Origin of the sequence: Aeromicrobium sp. UBA7512, from assembly GCF_002476985.1 — a bacterium.
In the GTDB taxonomy this organism is placed as follows: Bacteria; Actinomycetota; Actinomycetes; order Propionibacteriales; family Nocardioidaceae; genus Aeromicrobium; species Aeromicrobium phoceense.
Map to the genome: position 1 here is coordinate 118,238 of NZ_DLNK01000001.1, position 15,761 is coordinate 133,998.

Annotated in this window: 14 protein-coding genes; all 14 read left to right on the plus strand. The window is 69.6% G+C overall.

Going from position 1 to position 15,761, the window contains the following annotated elements; all coding sequences use genetic code 11:
- Positions 1–146: 146 nt before the first annotated feature.
- The 14 genes from B2363_RS00655 (at position 147) to B2363_RS00720 (ending at position 15,714) form a co-directional block, all read left to right on the plus strand.
- Entirely contained in the window at positions 147–1,664 is a 1,518-nt protein-coding gene (locus tag B2363_RS00655) for an AMP-binding protein (RefSeq protein WP_286927728.1), read from the plus strand.
- On the plus strand, positions 1,661–2,353 hold the full coding sequence (locus B2363_RS00660) for an HAD family hydrolase (protein WP_286927729.1): 693 nt from the start codon (positions 1,661–1,663) through the stop codon (positions 2,351–2,353). Before B2363_RS00655 ends, B2363_RS00660 begins: the two co-directional genes overlap by 4 nt.
- A 69-nt stretch (positions 2,354–2,422) precedes the next feature.
- On the plus strand, positions 2,423–3,232 hold the full coding sequence (locus tag B2363_RS00665; protein ID WP_286927730.1) for an SDR family oxidoreductase: 810 nt from the start codon (positions 2,423–2,425) through the stop codon (positions 3,230–3,232).
- Between the two features lie 59 nt (positions 3,233–3,291).
- Positions 3,292–4,527 carry an acyl-CoA dehydrogenase family protein gene (locus B2363_RS00670; protein WP_286927731.1) on the plus strand — a complete coding sequence of 412 codons (1,236 nt, stop codon included), beginning with the start codon at positions 3,292–3,294 and terminating at the stop codon, positions 4,525–4,527.
- Between the two features lie 201 nt (positions 4,528–4,728).
- Entirely contained in the window at positions 4,729–5,670 is a 942-nt protein-coding gene (locus B2363_RS00675; protein WP_181754502.1) for an ABC transporter permease, read from the plus strand.
- Entirely contained in the window at positions 5,667–6,641 is a 975-nt protein-coding gene (locus B2363_RS00680) for an ABC transporter permease (protein WP_181754504.1), read from the plus strand. Before B2363_RS00675 ends, B2363_RS00680 begins: the two co-directional genes overlap by 4 nt.
- The gene (locus B2363_RS00685) at positions 6,638–7,504 is read left to right on the plus strand and encodes an ABC transporter ATP-binding protein (RefSeq protein ID WP_181754506.1); all 867 of its coding nucleotides are present in this window, start codon (positions 6,638–6,640) and stop codon (positions 7,502–7,504) included. Before B2363_RS00680 ends, B2363_RS00685 begins: the two co-directional genes overlap by 4 nt.
- Complete coding sequence (locus B2363_RS00690) at positions 7,497–8,300, plus strand: ABC transporter ATP-binding protein (protein WP_181754508.1); 804 nt, start codon at positions 7,497–7,499, stop codon at positions 8,298–8,300. The genes B2363_RS00685 and B2363_RS00690 overlap by 8 nt, the downstream gene beginning before the upstream one ends.
- 47 nt (positions 8,301–8,347) lie before the next feature.
- A complete protein-coding gene (locus B2363_RS00695; RefSeq protein ID WP_286927733.1) occupies positions 8,348–9,874 on the plus strand; it encodes a class I adenylate-forming enzyme family protein in 1,527 nt (508 codons plus the stop codon).
- A complete protein-coding gene (locus B2363_RS00700; RefSeq protein WP_286927734.1) occupies positions 9,871–10,893 on the plus strand; it encodes a phosphotransferase family protein in 1,023 nt (340 codons plus the stop codon). Before B2363_RS00695 ends, B2363_RS00700 begins: the two co-directional genes overlap by 4 nt.
- Before the next feature lie 101 nt (positions 10,894–10,994).
- On the plus strand, positions 10,995–12,590 hold the full coding sequence (locus B2363_RS00705; protein WP_286927735.1) for an ABC transporter substrate-binding protein: 1,596 nt from the start codon (positions 10,995–10,997) through the stop codon (positions 12,588–12,590).
- 165 nt (positions 12,591–12,755) lie between these two features.
- Positions 12,756–14,333 carry an ABC transporter substrate-binding protein gene (locus tag B2363_RS00710; protein ID WP_181754515.1) on the plus strand — a complete coding sequence of 526 codons (1,578 nt, stop codon included), beginning with the start codon at positions 12,756–12,758 and terminating at the stop codon, positions 14,331–14,333.
- 92 nt (positions 14,334–14,425) lie between these two features.
- Complete coding sequence (locus tag B2363_RS00715; protein ID WP_286927736.1) at positions 14,426–15,193, plus strand: crotonase/enoyl-CoA hydratase family protein; 768 nt, start codon at positions 14,426–14,428, stop codon at positions 15,191–15,193.
- 41 nt (positions 15,194–15,234) lie between these two features.
- The gene (locus tag B2363_RS00720; RefSeq protein WP_181754520.1) at positions 15,235–15,714 is read left to right on the plus strand and encodes a MaoC family dehydratase; all 480 of its coding nucleotides are present in this window, start codon (positions 15,235–15,237) and stop codon (positions 15,712–15,714) included.
- Positions 15,715–15,761: the final 47 nt, after the last annotated feature.

Consider the following 15,761-nt stretch of genomic DNA (forward strand, 5'->3'; position numbering starts at 1 on the left):
TTGAATCCCGCCTCATGTGCGGTGCGGGACGTCCGGGGTGGTCAGGTCGGGGGCCCGCGGGATACTCTATTAAAATTGAACCCAAGTTCACCTTGTGACGCAGCCCCATGAGGCGCGTCACACCGAGATTGATCGAAGGACGACGCATGGTCAACATCGTTTCGCGGGTCTGGGCCCACGCCGACTCCGAGCCGGACCGGGTGGCGATCCGCTCGCCCCGGACGATCACGTTCCGTGAGCTGCGTGAGACGAACCAGCGCGTGGCCGGCGCGGTGCGCGCGGCCGGCCTGGCGCCGCTCGACCGCGTGCTGTTCATCGCTCCGACGATCCCGGAGTTCCCTGAGGTCTACTACGGCCTCCATGCCGCGGGCGTGACCGTGACGACGATGAACGTGATGTCCACGGCCCCGGAGATCGGCTACGTGCTCGACGACTCGGGCGCGACGCTCGTCATCGCGTGGCACGAGTGCTCCGACGCGGCCCGCGCCGCGGCCGCCGACCGCGGCATCGAGCTGTGGGAGCTGCGCCCCGGGCTCGAGCTTCCGGGCGAGCCGCTGCTGGAGGCGCACGACCACGCACCGGACGACACGGCGATCATCCTCTACACCTCCGGCACCACGGGCCGGCCGAAGGGCGCCGAGCTCACGGCCGCCAACCTCGACCGCACGGTCGACTCGTTCCTGCCCGTGCTGGAGCTGACGGGCGAGGACCGCTTCGGCACCGCGCTGCCGCTGTTCCACGTCTTCGGCCAGGCCGTCTGCATGAACACGGCCCTGGCGATCGGCGCATCCTTCTCGCTGCTGTCGCCGTTCGACCCCGCGAAGATGCTCGACATGGTCAAGCAGGACCAGCTGACCACGGTGTCGGGCGTCCCCACGATGTGGAACGCGATGCTGCACGCCCAGGGTGACTGGCAGCCCGAGGACTTCGCCTCGCTGCGGATGGCCAGCTCGGGCGGCGCGTCGCTGCCCGTCGAGGTGATCCGCGCCTTCACCGACCGGTTCGGCTGCACGATCCTCGAGGGCTACGGCCTGACCGAGACGACCGGCGCCGCGACGTTCAACGACATCCACCGCGAGCAGCGCACCGGCACGACCGGACCGACGCTGCCCGGCACCGAGGTCGAGATCCGCGACGGCAGCGGCCAGGTGCTCGCGCCGGGCGAGGTCGGCGAGGTCTTCATCAAGGGCCCGACCGTGATGAAGGGCTACTGGAACCGCCCCGAGGCCAACGCCGCCGAGCTGAAGGACGGCTGGCTCAAGTCCGGCGACCTCGGCTCGGTCGACGCCGACGGGTACCTCACGATCGTGGATCGCGTGAAGGACCTCGTGATCCGCGGCGGCTACAACGTCTACCCGCGCGAGGTGGAGGAGGTGCTCTACGAGCACCCCGACATCGTCGAGGTCGCCGTGGTCGGGATCCCCGACGACCACTACGGCGAGGAGATCGCCGCGGTGATCGCCCTGGCGCCCGGCGCAGAGCTGACCGGCGAGGACCTCCGCTCCTGGGCGAAGCAGCGACTCTCGGCCTACAAGGTCCCGCGCATCTACTCGTTCGTCGACGCGCTGCCCAAGGGCGCCACGGGCAAGATCCTCAAGCGCTCGATCGACAAGGACCAGCTGCGCGAGATCGCGCACGCCGCGTCCCGGGCGCAGGCCCGGTGAGCGACAACGACGCCCGCGTCGTCGCCTCGGCCGAACCGCCCCGCGCGGTGCTGTTCGACTTCGGGGGAGTCCTCACCGGCAGCGTCTTCGCCTCGTTCGAGCGCTTCAGCCGCGAGGAGTGCGGCGATCCCGACGCGCTCGTGCGGGCGCTGACCGACGACGAGGAGGCGCGTGCCGCCCTCGTCGACCACGAGTGCGGCCGCATCGAGGACGAGGCCTTCGAGGAGGCGGTCGCCCGCGCCCTCGCGGCACGCGGGGCCACCGTGGAGCCCCAGGGCCTCATCGCCCGCATGCAGCGCGACCTGCACCCCGATCCCGCGATGACGGCGCTCGTGCGACGACTCAAGGACGAGGGCGTCGCGGTCGCGCTGGTCTCCAACTCTCTCGGTCGCGACTGCTACACGGGGCACGGCCTCGACGAACTGTTCGACGTCCAGGCCATCTCGGGCCGCGAGGGGGTGCGCAAGCCGTCGCGCGCGCTGTACGAGGTCGCGTGCGAGCGGCTGGGCGTCCGGCCCTCCGAGGCGATCATGATCGACGACCTCGCGATGAACATCCGCGCGGCCGCGGCGCTGGGCCTGGGCGGGATCGTCCACCGCGACGCCGCCGAGACGATCGCCGCGCTCACGGAGCTGCTCGGGCTGGCGCCCGGAACGCTGGACGCGGATTCGTCGGTCCCGACGACTTGAAGTTGAGTCCGACTTCAGATTATGATGACGGGGCACTGTGAACCACGTCACTCGACTCGGAGGAACAGCATGGACATCAACGGCAAGGTCGCCGTCGTCACCGGAGCCGGTGGCGGAATCGGCGCCGCCCTGGCCGACGCGCTGGTCGCCGGCGGCGCGCGCGTCGTCCTCGCGGACCTGAAGGCCGACGGCGTCGAGTCCGTGGCCGCCCGCCTCAACGAGGCCACGCCCGGCTCGGCCGTGGCGGTCGCCGGTGACGTGTCCCGCACCGACCAGATCGAGAAGCTCGTCGCTGCCGCCGAGGAGTCCTTCGGCCCCGTCGACATCTACTTCGCCAACGCCGGAGTCGGCGGGGGAGTGGACCTGGACGCCTCCGAGGAGGACTGGGACCTCGCCCACCAGGTCAACGTCATGGCCCACGTGCGCGCGGCTCGCCTGCTCGTCCCCGGCTGGGTCGAGCGCGGCCAGGGCTACTTCGTCTCGACCGCCTCGGCGGCCGGGCTGCTCACGCAGATCGGCTCGGCGACCTACTCGGTCTCCAAGCACGGTGCCGTGGCCTTCGCCGAGTGGCTCTCGATCACGTACGGCGACCAGGGCGTCGCCGTCAGCTGCCTGTGCCCCATGGGCGTCAACACCGACATGCTCACCGGCGGCGCCCCCATCACCAACGAGACGCAGCGCCGTGCCGCGCAGGCCGTCACCGACGCCGGTGGCGTGCTCGAGGCCGACGAGGTGGCCGCGATCGTGCTGCAGGCCATGGAGGCCGAGCAGTTCCTCATCCTGCCGCACCCCGAGGTGGCGGTCTTCCAGTCGCGCAAGACCGGCGACATCGATCGCTGGCTCGCCGGCATGCGCCGCTACCAAGCCTCCCTCGCCTGATCCCCTCACCCTGATTCCACCTCGTCGAGACCCGACGCGACCAGCTAGGAGCTGACCCCATGCATTTCGAACTCTCCGACACCGCCAAGGAGTACCAGGAGCGGTTGCTCGCCTTCATGGACGAGCACGTCTACCCGGCCGAGGCCGTGTACCACCAGCAGATGGCGGAGTCGGGGAACCCGAACTTCCACCCGCCGGTGCTGGAGGACCTGAAGAAGACGGCTCGTTCGCTGGGTCTGTGGAACCTGTTCCACCCGCACAAGAACGAGGAGTGGGGCTCGCCCGGCCTCAGCAACCTCGAGTACGCGCCGTTGGCGGAGATCACGGGCCGGAGCCCGTACCTGGCTCCTGAGGCGATCAACTGCAACGCTCCGGACACCGGGAACATGGAGGTGCTGCAGCTGTTCGGCACCGAGGAGCACAAGGAGAAGTACCTCAAGCCGCTGCTCGCGGGCGAGATGGCGTCGGCGTTCTGCATGACCGAGCCGGCCGTGGCCTCCTCGGACGCGACGAACGTGGAGCTGCGGATGGTTCCCGACGGCGACGAGTACGTGCTGAACGGTCGCAAGTGGTTCGCGTCGAACGCGTTGCACGCGAACTGCAAGGTCCTGATCGTGATGGGCAAGACCAACCTCGAGGCCGAGACGCACCGTCAGCAGTCGATGATGGTCGTCCCGATCGACACCCCCGGCGTCACCGTGGTGCGTGGTCTGCCGGTGTTCGGCTACCTGGACCGCGAGGGCCACGCCGAGATCCTGTTCGAGGACGTGCGTGTTCCCAAGACGGCGCTGCTGGCCGGTGAGGGCGACGGCTTCATGATCAGCCAGGCGCGCCTCGGGCCGGGCCGGATCCATCACTGCATGCGCTCGATCGGCATGGCCGAGCGTGCGCTGGACCTGATGATCGACCGCGCCCAGTCGCGGACCACGTTCGGTCAGCCGGTCGCGGACCGGGCGAACATCCAGGACTGGATCGCCGAGGCCCGCATCGAGATCGAGGCGACCCGTCTGCTGGTGCTCAAGACGGCGTGGCTGATGGACACCGTGGGCAACCAGAAGGCCCGCGTCGAGATCGCCGCGATCAAGGTCAAGGCGCCCGAGATCGCGCTGAAGATCATCGACCGCGCGATCCAGGTCCACGGCGGCGGCGGCGTCACCGACGACTTCCCGCTCGCGTCGTTCTACGCCCACCAGCGCACCCTGCGGATCGCCGACGGACCCGACGAGGTCCACAAGCGCACCCTCGCCCGCGTCGAGCTGCGCCGCCGCACCAACGAGCGCGACGCTCGCGCCTGACCCCCGCGACGGGTGGCTGGGGACGCTTTCCCTGTTCCCAGCCGCCCGGTGGGGCGGTACTACACCCCACGAACTGAACTTGATTTCAACTATGAATTAGGGTGTGACGGACGGCATACGGCCGGTCCGCGCAGCCCCTGAGCACCCCGAGACCCCCCGAACTTCCAGGAGATCGACCAATGCTGATGGAGACGATGTGACATGAAATGGCGTCGGTTCCTGGTGTCCCGGCTCGTCCGGCTCGCCTTCGTGCTGGTGGCGATCACCACCCTCACCTTCCTGATGATGCACCTCGCCCCGGGCGATCCCGCCCGGCTCGTGGCCGGCATGGACGCGGACGAGCAGGCCGTGCAGGTGGCTCGTGAGCGCCTCGGCCTCGACCAGCCCATGTACCAGCAGTTCCTCGACTACGTGGGCGGACTCCTGCGCGGTGACATGGGCACGTCCTTCGCGACGAACCAGCCCGTCACCGCCGAGATCGCCCAGAAGATCGGGCCCACCGCCCAGCTGGCCATCTTCGGCATGGCGATCATCCTGCTCGTCGGCCTGCCGATGGGCATCATCGGCGCCGTGATGACCCGCAACGGGCACCGCACGTTCGAGGTCATCTTCAGCGGCTCGACCGGTGCGATGGCCTCGATCCCGCAGTACCTGATCGCGACCTTCCTGGCGTTCTTCTTCGCCGTGACGTGGCAGATCTTCCCGGTGGCCGGCTCCGGCTCGCTCAACGCGGCCGTGCTCCCGGCGATCGCCATCGCGATCCGACCGGCGGCGTCGATCGCCCGACTCGTCCGCGTCCGCACGCTGGAGGTGCTCGAGTCGCCGTACGTCCGCACCGCCCGCAGCAAGCGGCTGCCGACGCGCAAGCTCTACCTCGCGCACGTGTTCCCGAACTCGATCACCACGATGCTGGCGATGGGCGGCGTCACGTTCGCCAGCCTGCTCGGCGGCGCGGTGATCGTCGAGCAGGTCTTCGCCCGGCTCGGCCTGGGCACGACCCTCGTCCACAGCGTCCTCGTCGGCGACTACCCGGTCGTGCAGGGCATCGTCCTGCTGCTCGGCTTCGCGGTGGTCGTGGTCAACGCGCTGGTGGACATCATCCTCGGGATCGTCGATCCCCGGACCATGGAGGCGGGCCGATGAAGCAGCACAAGCGCGAGAGCAGCGCCAAGCAGATGTTCCGGGCGTTCCTCGCGACGCCCACCGGCATCATCTCCGGCCTGATCCTGCTGGGCCTCACCGTCCTGGTGATCATGGGCCCGAACGGCTTCGGCGAGCAGGCCGTCGTCAGCGACATGGCGCGCTCGAGCGAGGGTCCGTCCGCGGACTATCGCTTCGGCACCGACGCCCTGGGCCGCGACATCTTCACCCGCACGCTGGCCGCCACCCGGCTCTCGATCCTCTACGCGTCGGCCGCCGTGCTGTTCGCGATGGTGGTCGGCGGGCTCATCGGCGGGCTGATCGCCGCCGGCGGACCTCGCGTCCGCAAGGTCGGCGGCACCGTCATCGACACGATGATGGGCTTCGGCGACATCCTGCTGGCCGTCGTGGTCGTCGCGATCGTCGGCGTCGGCGCCAAGGGTGCCGTGCTGGCCATCGGCGTGGCGTTCACGCCGCACTTCGCCCGCTTCACCTACAGCCTCGTCGACTCGGTCATGGTGCGGGACTACATGTCCGCCGCCCAGGTCGTCGGTGTGAGCAAGTCGGGCATCGGCACCCGGTACGTCGGGCGCAACGTGGCCGACAGCCTCGTGATCGTGACCTTCACGACCGTCGCCGAGGGCATCATGGCGATGTCATCGCTGAGCTTCCTGGGACTGGGCATCCAGTCGCCGCAGTTCGACTGGGGGCAGATGCTCACCGACGGCGTCAAGAACTTCTACCTCAACCCGTACGCCGCCCTCGTGCCGGCGACGCTGATCCTCATCACCGGCCTCGCGGTCAACCTCTTCGGTGACGCGGTGGCCCGTGCGGTCAACCCCGTGCTGTGGAACGAGCGGCCCAGCCTGTTCCGCTCGAAGTTCCGGCGCTCCAGTGCGGCGACTGCCGCCATCGAGCCCGAGATCACCATCGACCCCGGCATGGAGACCGAGACCAGGAAGGGACGCCCATGAACGACGACATCCTGCTCGACGTGCGCAATCTCTCGATCACCATCGAGGGCCGGGACGACGTCCCGCCGCTGGTGCGTGATGTCTCCTTCTCGCTCAAGCGGGGCGAGATCGTCGGCATCGTGGGGGAGTCCGGAAGCGGCAAGACCCTCACCTCGCTGGCGGTGTCGCGGCTGCTGCCGAAGGGCTTGGCCATGACCGCGGACCGGGTCGACTACGACGGTCACGACCTGGTGAACGGCTCGGACCGCGAGCTGCGGAGCGTGCTCGGCACCGACCTCGCGATGGTCTTCCAGGACCCGATGTCCTCGCTCAACCCCGCCCGCAAGATCGGGGCGCAGATGATCGAGACCGTGCGCGAGCACAAGGGCCTGTCGAAGAAGGAGGCCCGTGACCTGGCCATCCGCAGCCTGGAGGACGTGCGCATCACCGAGCCCGAGAAGCGGCTCAAGCAGTACCCGCACGAGCTCTCGGGCGGCATGCGCCAGCGCACGATGATCGCCATGGGCTTGATGGGCGAGCCGAGCCTGATCTTGGCCGACGAGCCGACCACCGCGCTCGACGTGACGGTGCAGGCGCAGGTCATGCAGCTGCTGTGCGACCTCAACGACCGCAAGGGCAGCGCCGTGCTGCTGATCTCGCACAACATCTCCCTGCTGTCGGAGGTGTGTGACCGGATCATCGTGATGTTCCGCGGCGAGATCGTGGAGGACCTCACCACCGCGAAGCTGCTCTCCGGGCCCGACCACCCCTACACCCAGGGACTGATCCGCGCGGTCCCGGACCTCAACACCGACCGCACCGAGGACCTCGTGACGATCGAGGACGGGCAGTTCGACGTCGAACGGGAGATGAACCATGCTTGAGCTGGAGAACGTCGAAGTCACCTACCCGGGCCCGCCCCCGTTCACGGCGGTCAAGGGCATCAACCTGACCGTCCCCACCGGCTCGACCGTGGGCCTCGTCGGCGAGTCCGGCTCGGGCAAGTCGTCCATCGCGCGCGCCGCGATCGGCCTGACGCCCGTGACGAAGGGCCGGATCCTGCTCGACGGCGACGACGTGACCAACCCGAAGGGCAAGGCGCTGCGTCTCCTGCGCGGCAAGGCCCAGCTGGTGTTCCAGGACCCGCACGCCTCGCTCAACCCGCGCATGGAGATCGCGATGGCCGTGCAGGAGGCCGTCAGCGTCGCCACCGGCAAGCGCATCACGTCGCAGTCGTGCGCCGTGACCGCGCTGGACCTGCTGGACAAGGTCGGTGTGCCGAAGGCCGCCATGCGCCGCTACCCCCACCAGCTCTCGGGTGGTCAGCTGCAGCGCGTGTCGATCGCCCGTGCCCTGGCCCTCGAGCCGTCGCTGATGATCCTCGACGAGGTCACCGCGTCGCTCGACGTCTCGGTGCAGGCGCGCATCCTCAACCTGTTGCGCCAGCTGCAGCGCGAGCTCGACGTCTCGATGCTGTACATCTCGCACGACCTGTCGGTGATCCGCTACCTGGCCGATCACGTCTACGTCATGCGGCACGGCGAGATGGTCGAGTCCGGCACGGCCGACGCCGTGTTCGACGCGCCCCAGCAGGAGTACACGAAGGCGTTGCTGTCGGCCGTGCCGACGCTGGGCGGGAGCCGCTGGCGTGCGCGCCACGAGCCCGTCGCCGCGCTCTGATCCTTCCACCCGTCGATCGCTCCCGCGGGAGCGAGAGGAGTCATGACATGAACGCCGTCGATCGCCTGTGGGACCACGCCCGGACCGCTCCGGACAGCATCGCGCTGCGCGTGGGCGACCAGGCCTGGACCTACGCGCAGGTGCGGGACCTCGCCTCCGCCTGGGCCGACCGCCTCGTGCGGGCCGGGATCGAGCCCGGGGACCGGGTGTTGCTGGTGGCGCCGACCTCCCAGGAGTTCGCCGTGGTCCACCAGGCGATCCTCGCCTCGGGCGCGATCGGCGTGACGGTGAACTCCGCGTCGACCGCCGTCGAGCTGGAGTACTTCCTCACCGACGCCGAGTGCTCGCTGGCGATCGCCTGGCACGAGACGGCCGACGTCGCCCGACGGGCCGCGGAGGCCACGGGCATCGAGCTCTGGACCCTTGAGGCCGGTGACATCGAGGTGGGACCGGGCGCCGACCTGGACCTGCCCCGCGCGAGGGAGACCGACGACACCGCCGTCCTGCTCTACACGTCGGGCACCACGGGCAAGCCGAAGGGCGCCGAGCTCACGCACGGCAACCTCGCGGCCTGTGCCGAGATCGTCTCGGGCACGCTCGGCAGCGACAGCTCGGACCGGGTCGGGACGGCGCTGCCGCTCTTCCACGTGTTCGGGCAGGTCTGCGTGATGATGGCGACGTTCCACGTCGGTGCGAGCCTGTCGCTGCTGCGTCCCTTCAGCGGCGAGGCGCTGCTGAGGATGGCCGCCGCCCACCAGCTGACGGTGCTGGCGGGCGTCCCGACGATGTGGAACGCGATGCTCCACGCCGACGTCGACCTCTCGCGCGACGACCTGGCCAGCCTGACCCACGCGCTCTCCGGCGGCGCCGCGCTGCCGCTCGCGGTCGCCGACGCGTTCCGCGAGCGCTTCGGCTGCCGCGTGCTCGACGGCTACGGCCTCAGCGAGACCACGGGCGCCGGCACGTCGGCCAAGCTCAGCGTGCGCCGCAAGGAGGGCTCGGTCGGACCGGCCCTGGCGCGGATGAAGGCGCGCGTCGTCGATCCCGAGGGCAACCCCACCGCGCCGGGCGAGCGGGGCGAGGTCGCCCTCGCGGGCCCGGTCATCATGAAGGGCTACTGGCGGCGCCCCGAGGCCACGGCCGAGGTGATGCGCGGCGAGTGGTTCCTCACGGGCGACATCGGCAAGCAGGACGAGGACGGCGACATCTGGATCCTCGACCGGAAGAAGGACCTGGTCATCCGCGGCGGCTACAACGTCTACCCGCGCGAGATCGAGGAGGTCCTCTACACGCATCCCGACCTGCGCGAGGTCGCCGTGATCGGCGTGCCCGACGAGCGGCTGGGGGAGGAGGTCGCGGCCGTGTTCGCGACCCATCGCGGACGCGAGGTCGACACCGCGCAGCTGCGGGCCTGGCTGGAGGAGCGCCTCGCCGCCTACAAGGTGCCGCGCATCTACCAGGAGGTCCGCGAGCTGCCCAAGGGCTCGACCGGCAAGATCCTCAAGCGCCAGCTGGACCGCGGGACGGTCCGGGAGCAGGGCGTGAAGGTCACCCGTGAGAGGAGCATCTCGTGACGCAGCTGATCGAGACCGAGCCCATCGCCCGTTGGATCGAGACCCTCGGCATCGAGGCCGAGGGCCCGCTGAACTTCGAGCGCGTCGGCGCCGGGCAGTCGAACCTGACGTTCCTGGTGACCGACACCGCCGGCCACCGCTGGATCATGCGCCGCCCGCCGCTGGGCAAGCTGCTGGCGTCGGCCCACGACGTGGAGCGCGAGCACCGGATCATGTCCGGACTCCAGGGCACGGGCGTGCCGGTGCCGACGATCCACGGGTTCACCAAGGACCCGGCGGTCACCGACGCGCCGCTCATGCTGATGGACTTCGTCGACGGGCGCGTGCTCGACACGATCGAGGCGGTCGAGTCCGTGCCCGAGGAGACGCGCCGCGAGATCGGCCTGTCCCTGGCGTCCACGCTGGGCGAGGTGCACGCCGTCGACCTGGAGAAGGCCGAGCTGGTCGACCTCGCGAGCCACTCGCCCTACGCCGAGCGTCAGCTGCGCCGCTGGCACCGCCAGTGGGAGCAGTCGCGCACGCGTGAGCTGCCCATCGTGGACGACCTGGCCGCGCGGCTGACGGCGAACGTCCCGGGGGACCAGGGGCTGTCGCTGGTGCACGGCGACTTCCACCTCATGAACGTCATCACCGATCCCCGGGCGGGCCGCGTGACCGCGGTGCTCGACTGGGAGCTGTCGACCCTGGGCGACCCGCTGGCCGACCTGGGCGGCCTGCTCGCGTACTGGCCGCAGGCCGACGACGAGATCGTGACCGGCTTCCAGGGCCCGACCCTGCCCGGGTTCCCGACGCGCGCCGAGCTCGTGGAGGAGTACGCGCGGGCCACCGGGCGCGACGTCTCGGCCATCGGCTTCTGGTACGTGCTGGGCCTGTGGAAGATCGCGATCATCGCCGAGGGCGTGCTGCGCCGCTCGATCGACGACCCGCGCAACAAGGCCGTGACCGGGCAGGTCTCGCCCGAGCTGATCGACGCGCTGATGCAGCGGGCCGACCTCGAGGCGCGGGCCGTCGGCCTGTGACCTGAGCCACCCCCCTGCAAGTAAACATGAAACCAAGTTCATATACGATGGTGCGGTGCCGTGCCCCCCGCCGGCAGCCCTGAGTATGTGAGAGGTCGAGCATGAAGTTGAACCACCGAAGCCGCGCGGATCGCCGGTCCGCGCTGCGCCGCGGACTGGGGTCGGCAGCCGTCGTCGCCCTGGCCGTGTCCCTCCTGACCGCGTGTGGCGGCGGCTCGTCGTCGTCCGCCGGCACCTCCGGTGAAGCGCCCGACGAGGCGACGCTGGTGCTGCGCAACGACGTCGACACCTTCGATCCGATGCTGACCGCCGCCGAGCAGGGCGCGGTCCAGATGTACGAGGCGCTCTACGACACGCTCGTGCGCCGCAACTGGAAGACCGGCGAGTACGAGCCCGCGATGGCCACGAAGTGGGAGGCCACCGCCACCAAGATCGACTTCGAGCTCAAGTCGGGCCTGAAGTGCAGCGACGGCTCGGACCTCAAGCCGACCGACATCGCCAACTCGCTCAAGCGCCTGGCCGACCCGAAGACGGGCTCCATCTACACCGGCCGCTTCTTCGGCGCCGGCGGCGTGACGGAGATCGTCGGCGACGACGCCGCGAACACCGTCTCGGTCGAGGTCAACGAGCCGCACTCGGACCTGATCGACAGCATGGCGACCGCGTTCATCGTGTGCCCGAAGGGCCTCGAGGACACCGAGGCGCTCGCCACGACCCCGCAGGGCTCCGGCCCCTACAAGGTCACCTCGATGAAGCGTGGCGACACGTACGAGCTCGAGGCCTGGGGCTCGCCCGCGCTCGAGGACCCCGAGAGCGTCCCGGCGAAGCTGACCTACCGCGTCGTGACCTCCGACTCCACCCGCGCGAACCTCGTCGACACCGACGGTGCCGACATCGTCAGCGTCGTGGGCCGTGACTCCAAGCGCCTCGAGGCGACCGTGGAGCCGATCCAGGGCAAGGCGTTCCAGTCCGACTCGGTCGTGTTCAACCAGCGCGACGGTGCGCCGTTCGCGGACGAGAAGCTGCGCCGCGTCGTGGCGCAGGCGCTCGACGCCGAGTCCTACACGAAGGCGGCGTCGTTCGACGTCGGCGAGGCGATCGACACCCTGGCCACGCCCAACATGGACTGCTACGTCGAGAGCAACGGCGACCTGAAGCCGAAGTTCGACAAGGACCAGGCGAAGGCCGACCTCGAGGCCGCGGGCTACGGTGCCGGCGGCAAGGAGCTCACGGTGCGTCTGCTGGGCTACGACCTGCAGAACTCCGGCCCGGAGTACGTCGCCGACGCGCTGCGCGAGATCGGCATGAAGGTCGAGATCACCAACGGCACGCTGGCCCAGGCCGCGGGCATCGTCTACGGCGACCAGGGGGAGTGGGACCTGCTGGTCTTCCCGATGAACGCGCCCGCGCCGCACCTGTACCCGGCCGTGACGAAGATGAGCTCGAACCTCGGTGAGGGCGGCTCGTACAACTTCGGTCGCATCAAGAACGCCGAGTTCGACAAGTACGCCGCGCTGGCACCCGCGACCACGGGTGACGAGCGGTGCGAGAACTGGAGCAAGGCCGAGGCGGCCCTGCTCGAGCGCGCCGACGTCGTGCCGATGATGTGGCCGATCGCCAATTACTTCTCGAAGGACCTGACCTTCGAGACGGGCTACCGCACCACCGATCTGCGGACGATTCGCGTGAAGGGCTGAGCCTCCACGCCGCGAGCGGCCGGTCCTCCTGGGTTCCCTCACCCGGCGGGGGCCGGCCTTCGCTGTAAATGAAACTGAGTTCAGTATTGATATTTCTGGTGACCTCCGTCACACTCGACTCAAGAACCTGAATTCGGATTCAGGCCCCTCGACGAAGGATGACCGATGACCTCTCCCCGAACCCGTCCGTGGCGCCGCACGGTCGGCCTCGCCGGCGCACTCGCGCTGTCGACCTCGATCCTCGCTGCCTGTGGAGGCTCCGACGAAGGCGGCGACCGTGTCGCCGGTCAGGCGCCCGACAAGGTGGTCATGGACCTGCGCAACGACGTGGACACCTTCGACCCCTTCCTCACCGCCGCCGACCAGGGCGCCGTGCAGATGTACGAGGCGCTCTACGACACGCCGGTCCGCCGCGACATGAAGTCGGGCGAGTACGTCCCCGCCATGGCCACGGACTGGGAGGTCACCACGACGAAGATCGACATGACCTTCCGTGAGGGCCTGAAGTGCAGTGACGGCACCGACCTCACGGCCACCGACATCGCGAACTCGATGAAGCGCCTCGCCGATCCGAAGACGGGCTCCATCTACACGGGCCGCCTCTTCGGCGCCGGGGGAGTGAAGGACATCGTCGCCGACGACGCCGCCCGCACCGTCTCGATCGAGGTGAACGACCCCCACTCGGACCTGCTCGACAGCATGTCGACCGCCTTCGTGATCTGCCCGAAGGGCCTGGAGGACACCGAGGCGCTCGCCACGGCCCCGCAGGGCTCGGGTCCCTACAAGGTCACCTCGCTCAAGCGCGGCGACACCTACGAGCTCGAGGCGTGGGGCTCGCCCGCGCTGGAGGACCCCAAGAGCGTCCCGGCCAAGATCACGTTCCGCGTCATCACGAACGACGCGACGCGCGCCAACCTCTTCGAGACCGGTGAGACCGACATCGCCGGCATCCTCGGTCGTGACTCGGAGCGACTCGAGTCCAACCACGAGTTCATCCAGGGCAAGGCCTTCGAGGCCGACTCCCTGACGTTCAACCAGCGTCCCGAGGCGCCCATGTCGGACGAGCGCCTGCGCCGGGTCGTCGCCCAGGCGATCGACGCCGCCGCGTACACGAAGGCCGCGTCCTTCGGCGTCGGCGAGCCGGTGAACACGGTCATCACGCCGAACATGGACTGCTACACCGAGTCCAACGGCGACATCGGCCTGAAGTTCGACGAGGACCAGGCCAAGGCCGACCTCGAGGCCGCGGGCTACGGTCCCGGCGGCAAGAAGCTGACGGTGCGCCTGCTCGGCTACGACGTGCAGAACTCCGGCCCGGACTACGTCGCGGACGCCCTGCGCAAGGTCGGCATCGACGTCAAGGTCACGAACGGCACGCAGGCCCAGGCCGGTGCCATCGTCTACGGCGACGAGGGCGACTGGGACGTCATCGTGTTCCCGTACCTCAGCGCGGCCCCGCACCCGTACCCGCTCGTGACGAAGATGAGCTCGAACCTCGGTGAGGGCGGCTCGTACAACTTCGGCCGGACCCGCAACGACGACTTCGACAAGTACTCGGCGGCCGCGACCGGCTCGCTGGGCGAGGAGCGCTGCGAGAACTGGGGCAAGGCCGAGGCCGCGCTGCTCGAGCAGACGAACCTGGTGCCGCTGCTGTGGCCCATCGCCAACTACTTCGCCGACGGACTCACGTTCAACGCGACGTACCGCACCGTCGACCTGCGGAGCATCCGCGCGGTCGAGTGAGAGCCGGCGGGCGCCCCGCGCAGCACGGGGCGCCCGCCTCCTCACGTCCTGATCCACCGCCGGTGCCACCGGCGACCAGCACAAGGAGATTCATGTCAGTCGTACTCAGCGAGAAGGTCCTGGACGGCCGGGCCCTGCTGATCACCCTGAACCGCCCCGACGCCCGCAACGCGGTGAACGGACAGGTGGCGCGCGAGATGGCGGCGGTGCTCGACGAGCTCGATGCCGACCCGTCGCTCGTGGTCGGCATCATCCGCGGCGAGGGCCGGGGCTTCAGCGCCGGCATGGACCTCAAGGCCTTCCTCGAGGGTGACTTCCCGGCGTTCGAGGACCGGGGCTTCGGCGGCTTCGCCACGCGCGGCCCCAAGACCCCGCTCATCGCCGCGATCGAGGGCTTCGCCGTCGCCGGGGGCCTGGAGATGGCCCTCGCGTGCGACCTGATCGTGGCCGCCTCGGACGCCAAGCTCGGCCTTCCCGAGGTCAAGCGCTCCCTCATCGCCGCCGGTGGTGGCCTGCTGCGCCTCGCGCAGCGGATCCCGTACCACGTGGCCGCGGAGATCGGGCTGACCGGCGACCACCTCCCGGTCGAGCGGCTGTACCAGGTCGGCCTGGTCAACCGTGTCGCCGAGCCCGGCCAGGCCCTCGACGTCGCGCTCGAGCTGGCGCAGCAGCTGGTCGACAACGCGCCGCTGGCCCTCGAGGGCACCAAGTACGTGCTCGAGAACGCCGCCGACTGGGGCATGGCCGAGGGCTGGAAGCAGCAGGAGCCCGTCGCCATGAAGGTCAGCACGTCGGAGGACGCCCGCGAGGGCGCCACCGCGTTCGCCGAGCGCCGCGCGCCCGTGTGGCGCGGACGCTGACTCCCGATTTCACACCACCACCACTCACGAAGGACAGAACCTTGACCGACACCACCCAGCTGCCCGTTCGCCCGCAGAACGTCGCCGACCTCGAGGCCCTCATCGGCAAGACGATCGGCCCGACCGAGTGGCACGACGTCACGCAGGAGAGCGTCAACGCGTTCGCCGACGCGACCGGCGACCACCAGTGGATCCACGTCGATCCCGACCGTGCCGCGCAGAGCCCGCTCGGCACGACCATCGCGCACGGCCTCTACAGCCTGTCGCTCGGACCGGCGTTCTCCTACTCGCTCATCTCGTTCGAGGCGTTCGCGCACAGCCTCAACTACGGCTACGAGAAGGTGCGGTTCCCCGCGCCGCTGCCCATCGGATCGCGCGTGCGCATGACGACCGAGGTCATCTCGATCGACCACGTGCCCGGCGGCGTCCAGCTGCGCGCGCGTCAGGTCTTCGAGCGTGAGGGCTCGGAGAAGCCGGTCGCGGTGGCCGAGTCCCTCGGACGTCTCGTGGAAGCGAAGTAGAACCTTCGTGACCACGCGGTAACAAAGCCGAACTCGACCTCAGATTC

Coding starts and splice junctions, on each gene's coding strand:
- B2363_RS00715 (WP_286927736.1), top strand. CDS start 14,426: ATGTCAGTCGTACTCAGCGAGAAGGTCCTGGACGGCCGGGCCCTGCTG.
- B2363_RS00685 (WP_181754506.1), top strand. CDS start 6,638: ATGAACGACGACATCCTGCTCGACGTGCGCAATCTCTCGATCACCATC.
- B2363_RS00670 (WP_286927731.1), top strand. CDS start 3,292: ATGCATTTCGAACTCTCCGACACCGCCAAGGAGTACCAGGAGCGGTTG.
- B2363_RS00680 (WP_181754504.1), top strand. CDS start 5,667: ATGAAGCAGCACAAGCGCGAGAGCAGCGCCAAGCAGATGTTCCGGGCG.
- B2363_RS00665 (WP_286927730.1), top strand. CDS start 2,423: ATGGACATCAACGGCAAGGTCGCCGTCGTCACCGGAGCCGGTGGCGGA.
- B2363_RS00690 (WP_181754508.1), top strand. CDS start 7,497: ATGCTTGAGCTGGAGAACGTCGAAGTCACCTACCCGGGCCCGCCCCCG.
- B2363_RS00655 (WP_286927728.1), top strand. CDS start 147: ATGGTCAACATCGTTTCGCGGGTCTGGGCCCACGCCGACTCCGAGCCG.
- B2363_RS00695 (WP_286927733.1), top strand. CDS start 8,348: ATGAACGCCGTCGATCGCCTGTGGGACCACGCCCGGACCGCTCCGGAC.
- B2363_RS00675 (WP_181754502.1), top strand. CDS start 4,729: ATGAAATGGCGTCGGTTCCTGGTGTCCCGGCTCGTCCGGCTCGCCTTC.
- B2363_RS00710 (WP_181754515.1), top strand. CDS start 12,756: ATGACCTCTCCCCGAACCCGTCCGTGGCGCCGCACGGTCGGCCTCGCC.
- B2363_RS00705 (WP_286927735.1), top strand. CDS start 10,995: ATGAAGTTGAACCACCGAAGCCGCGCGGATCGCCGGTCCGCGCTGCGC.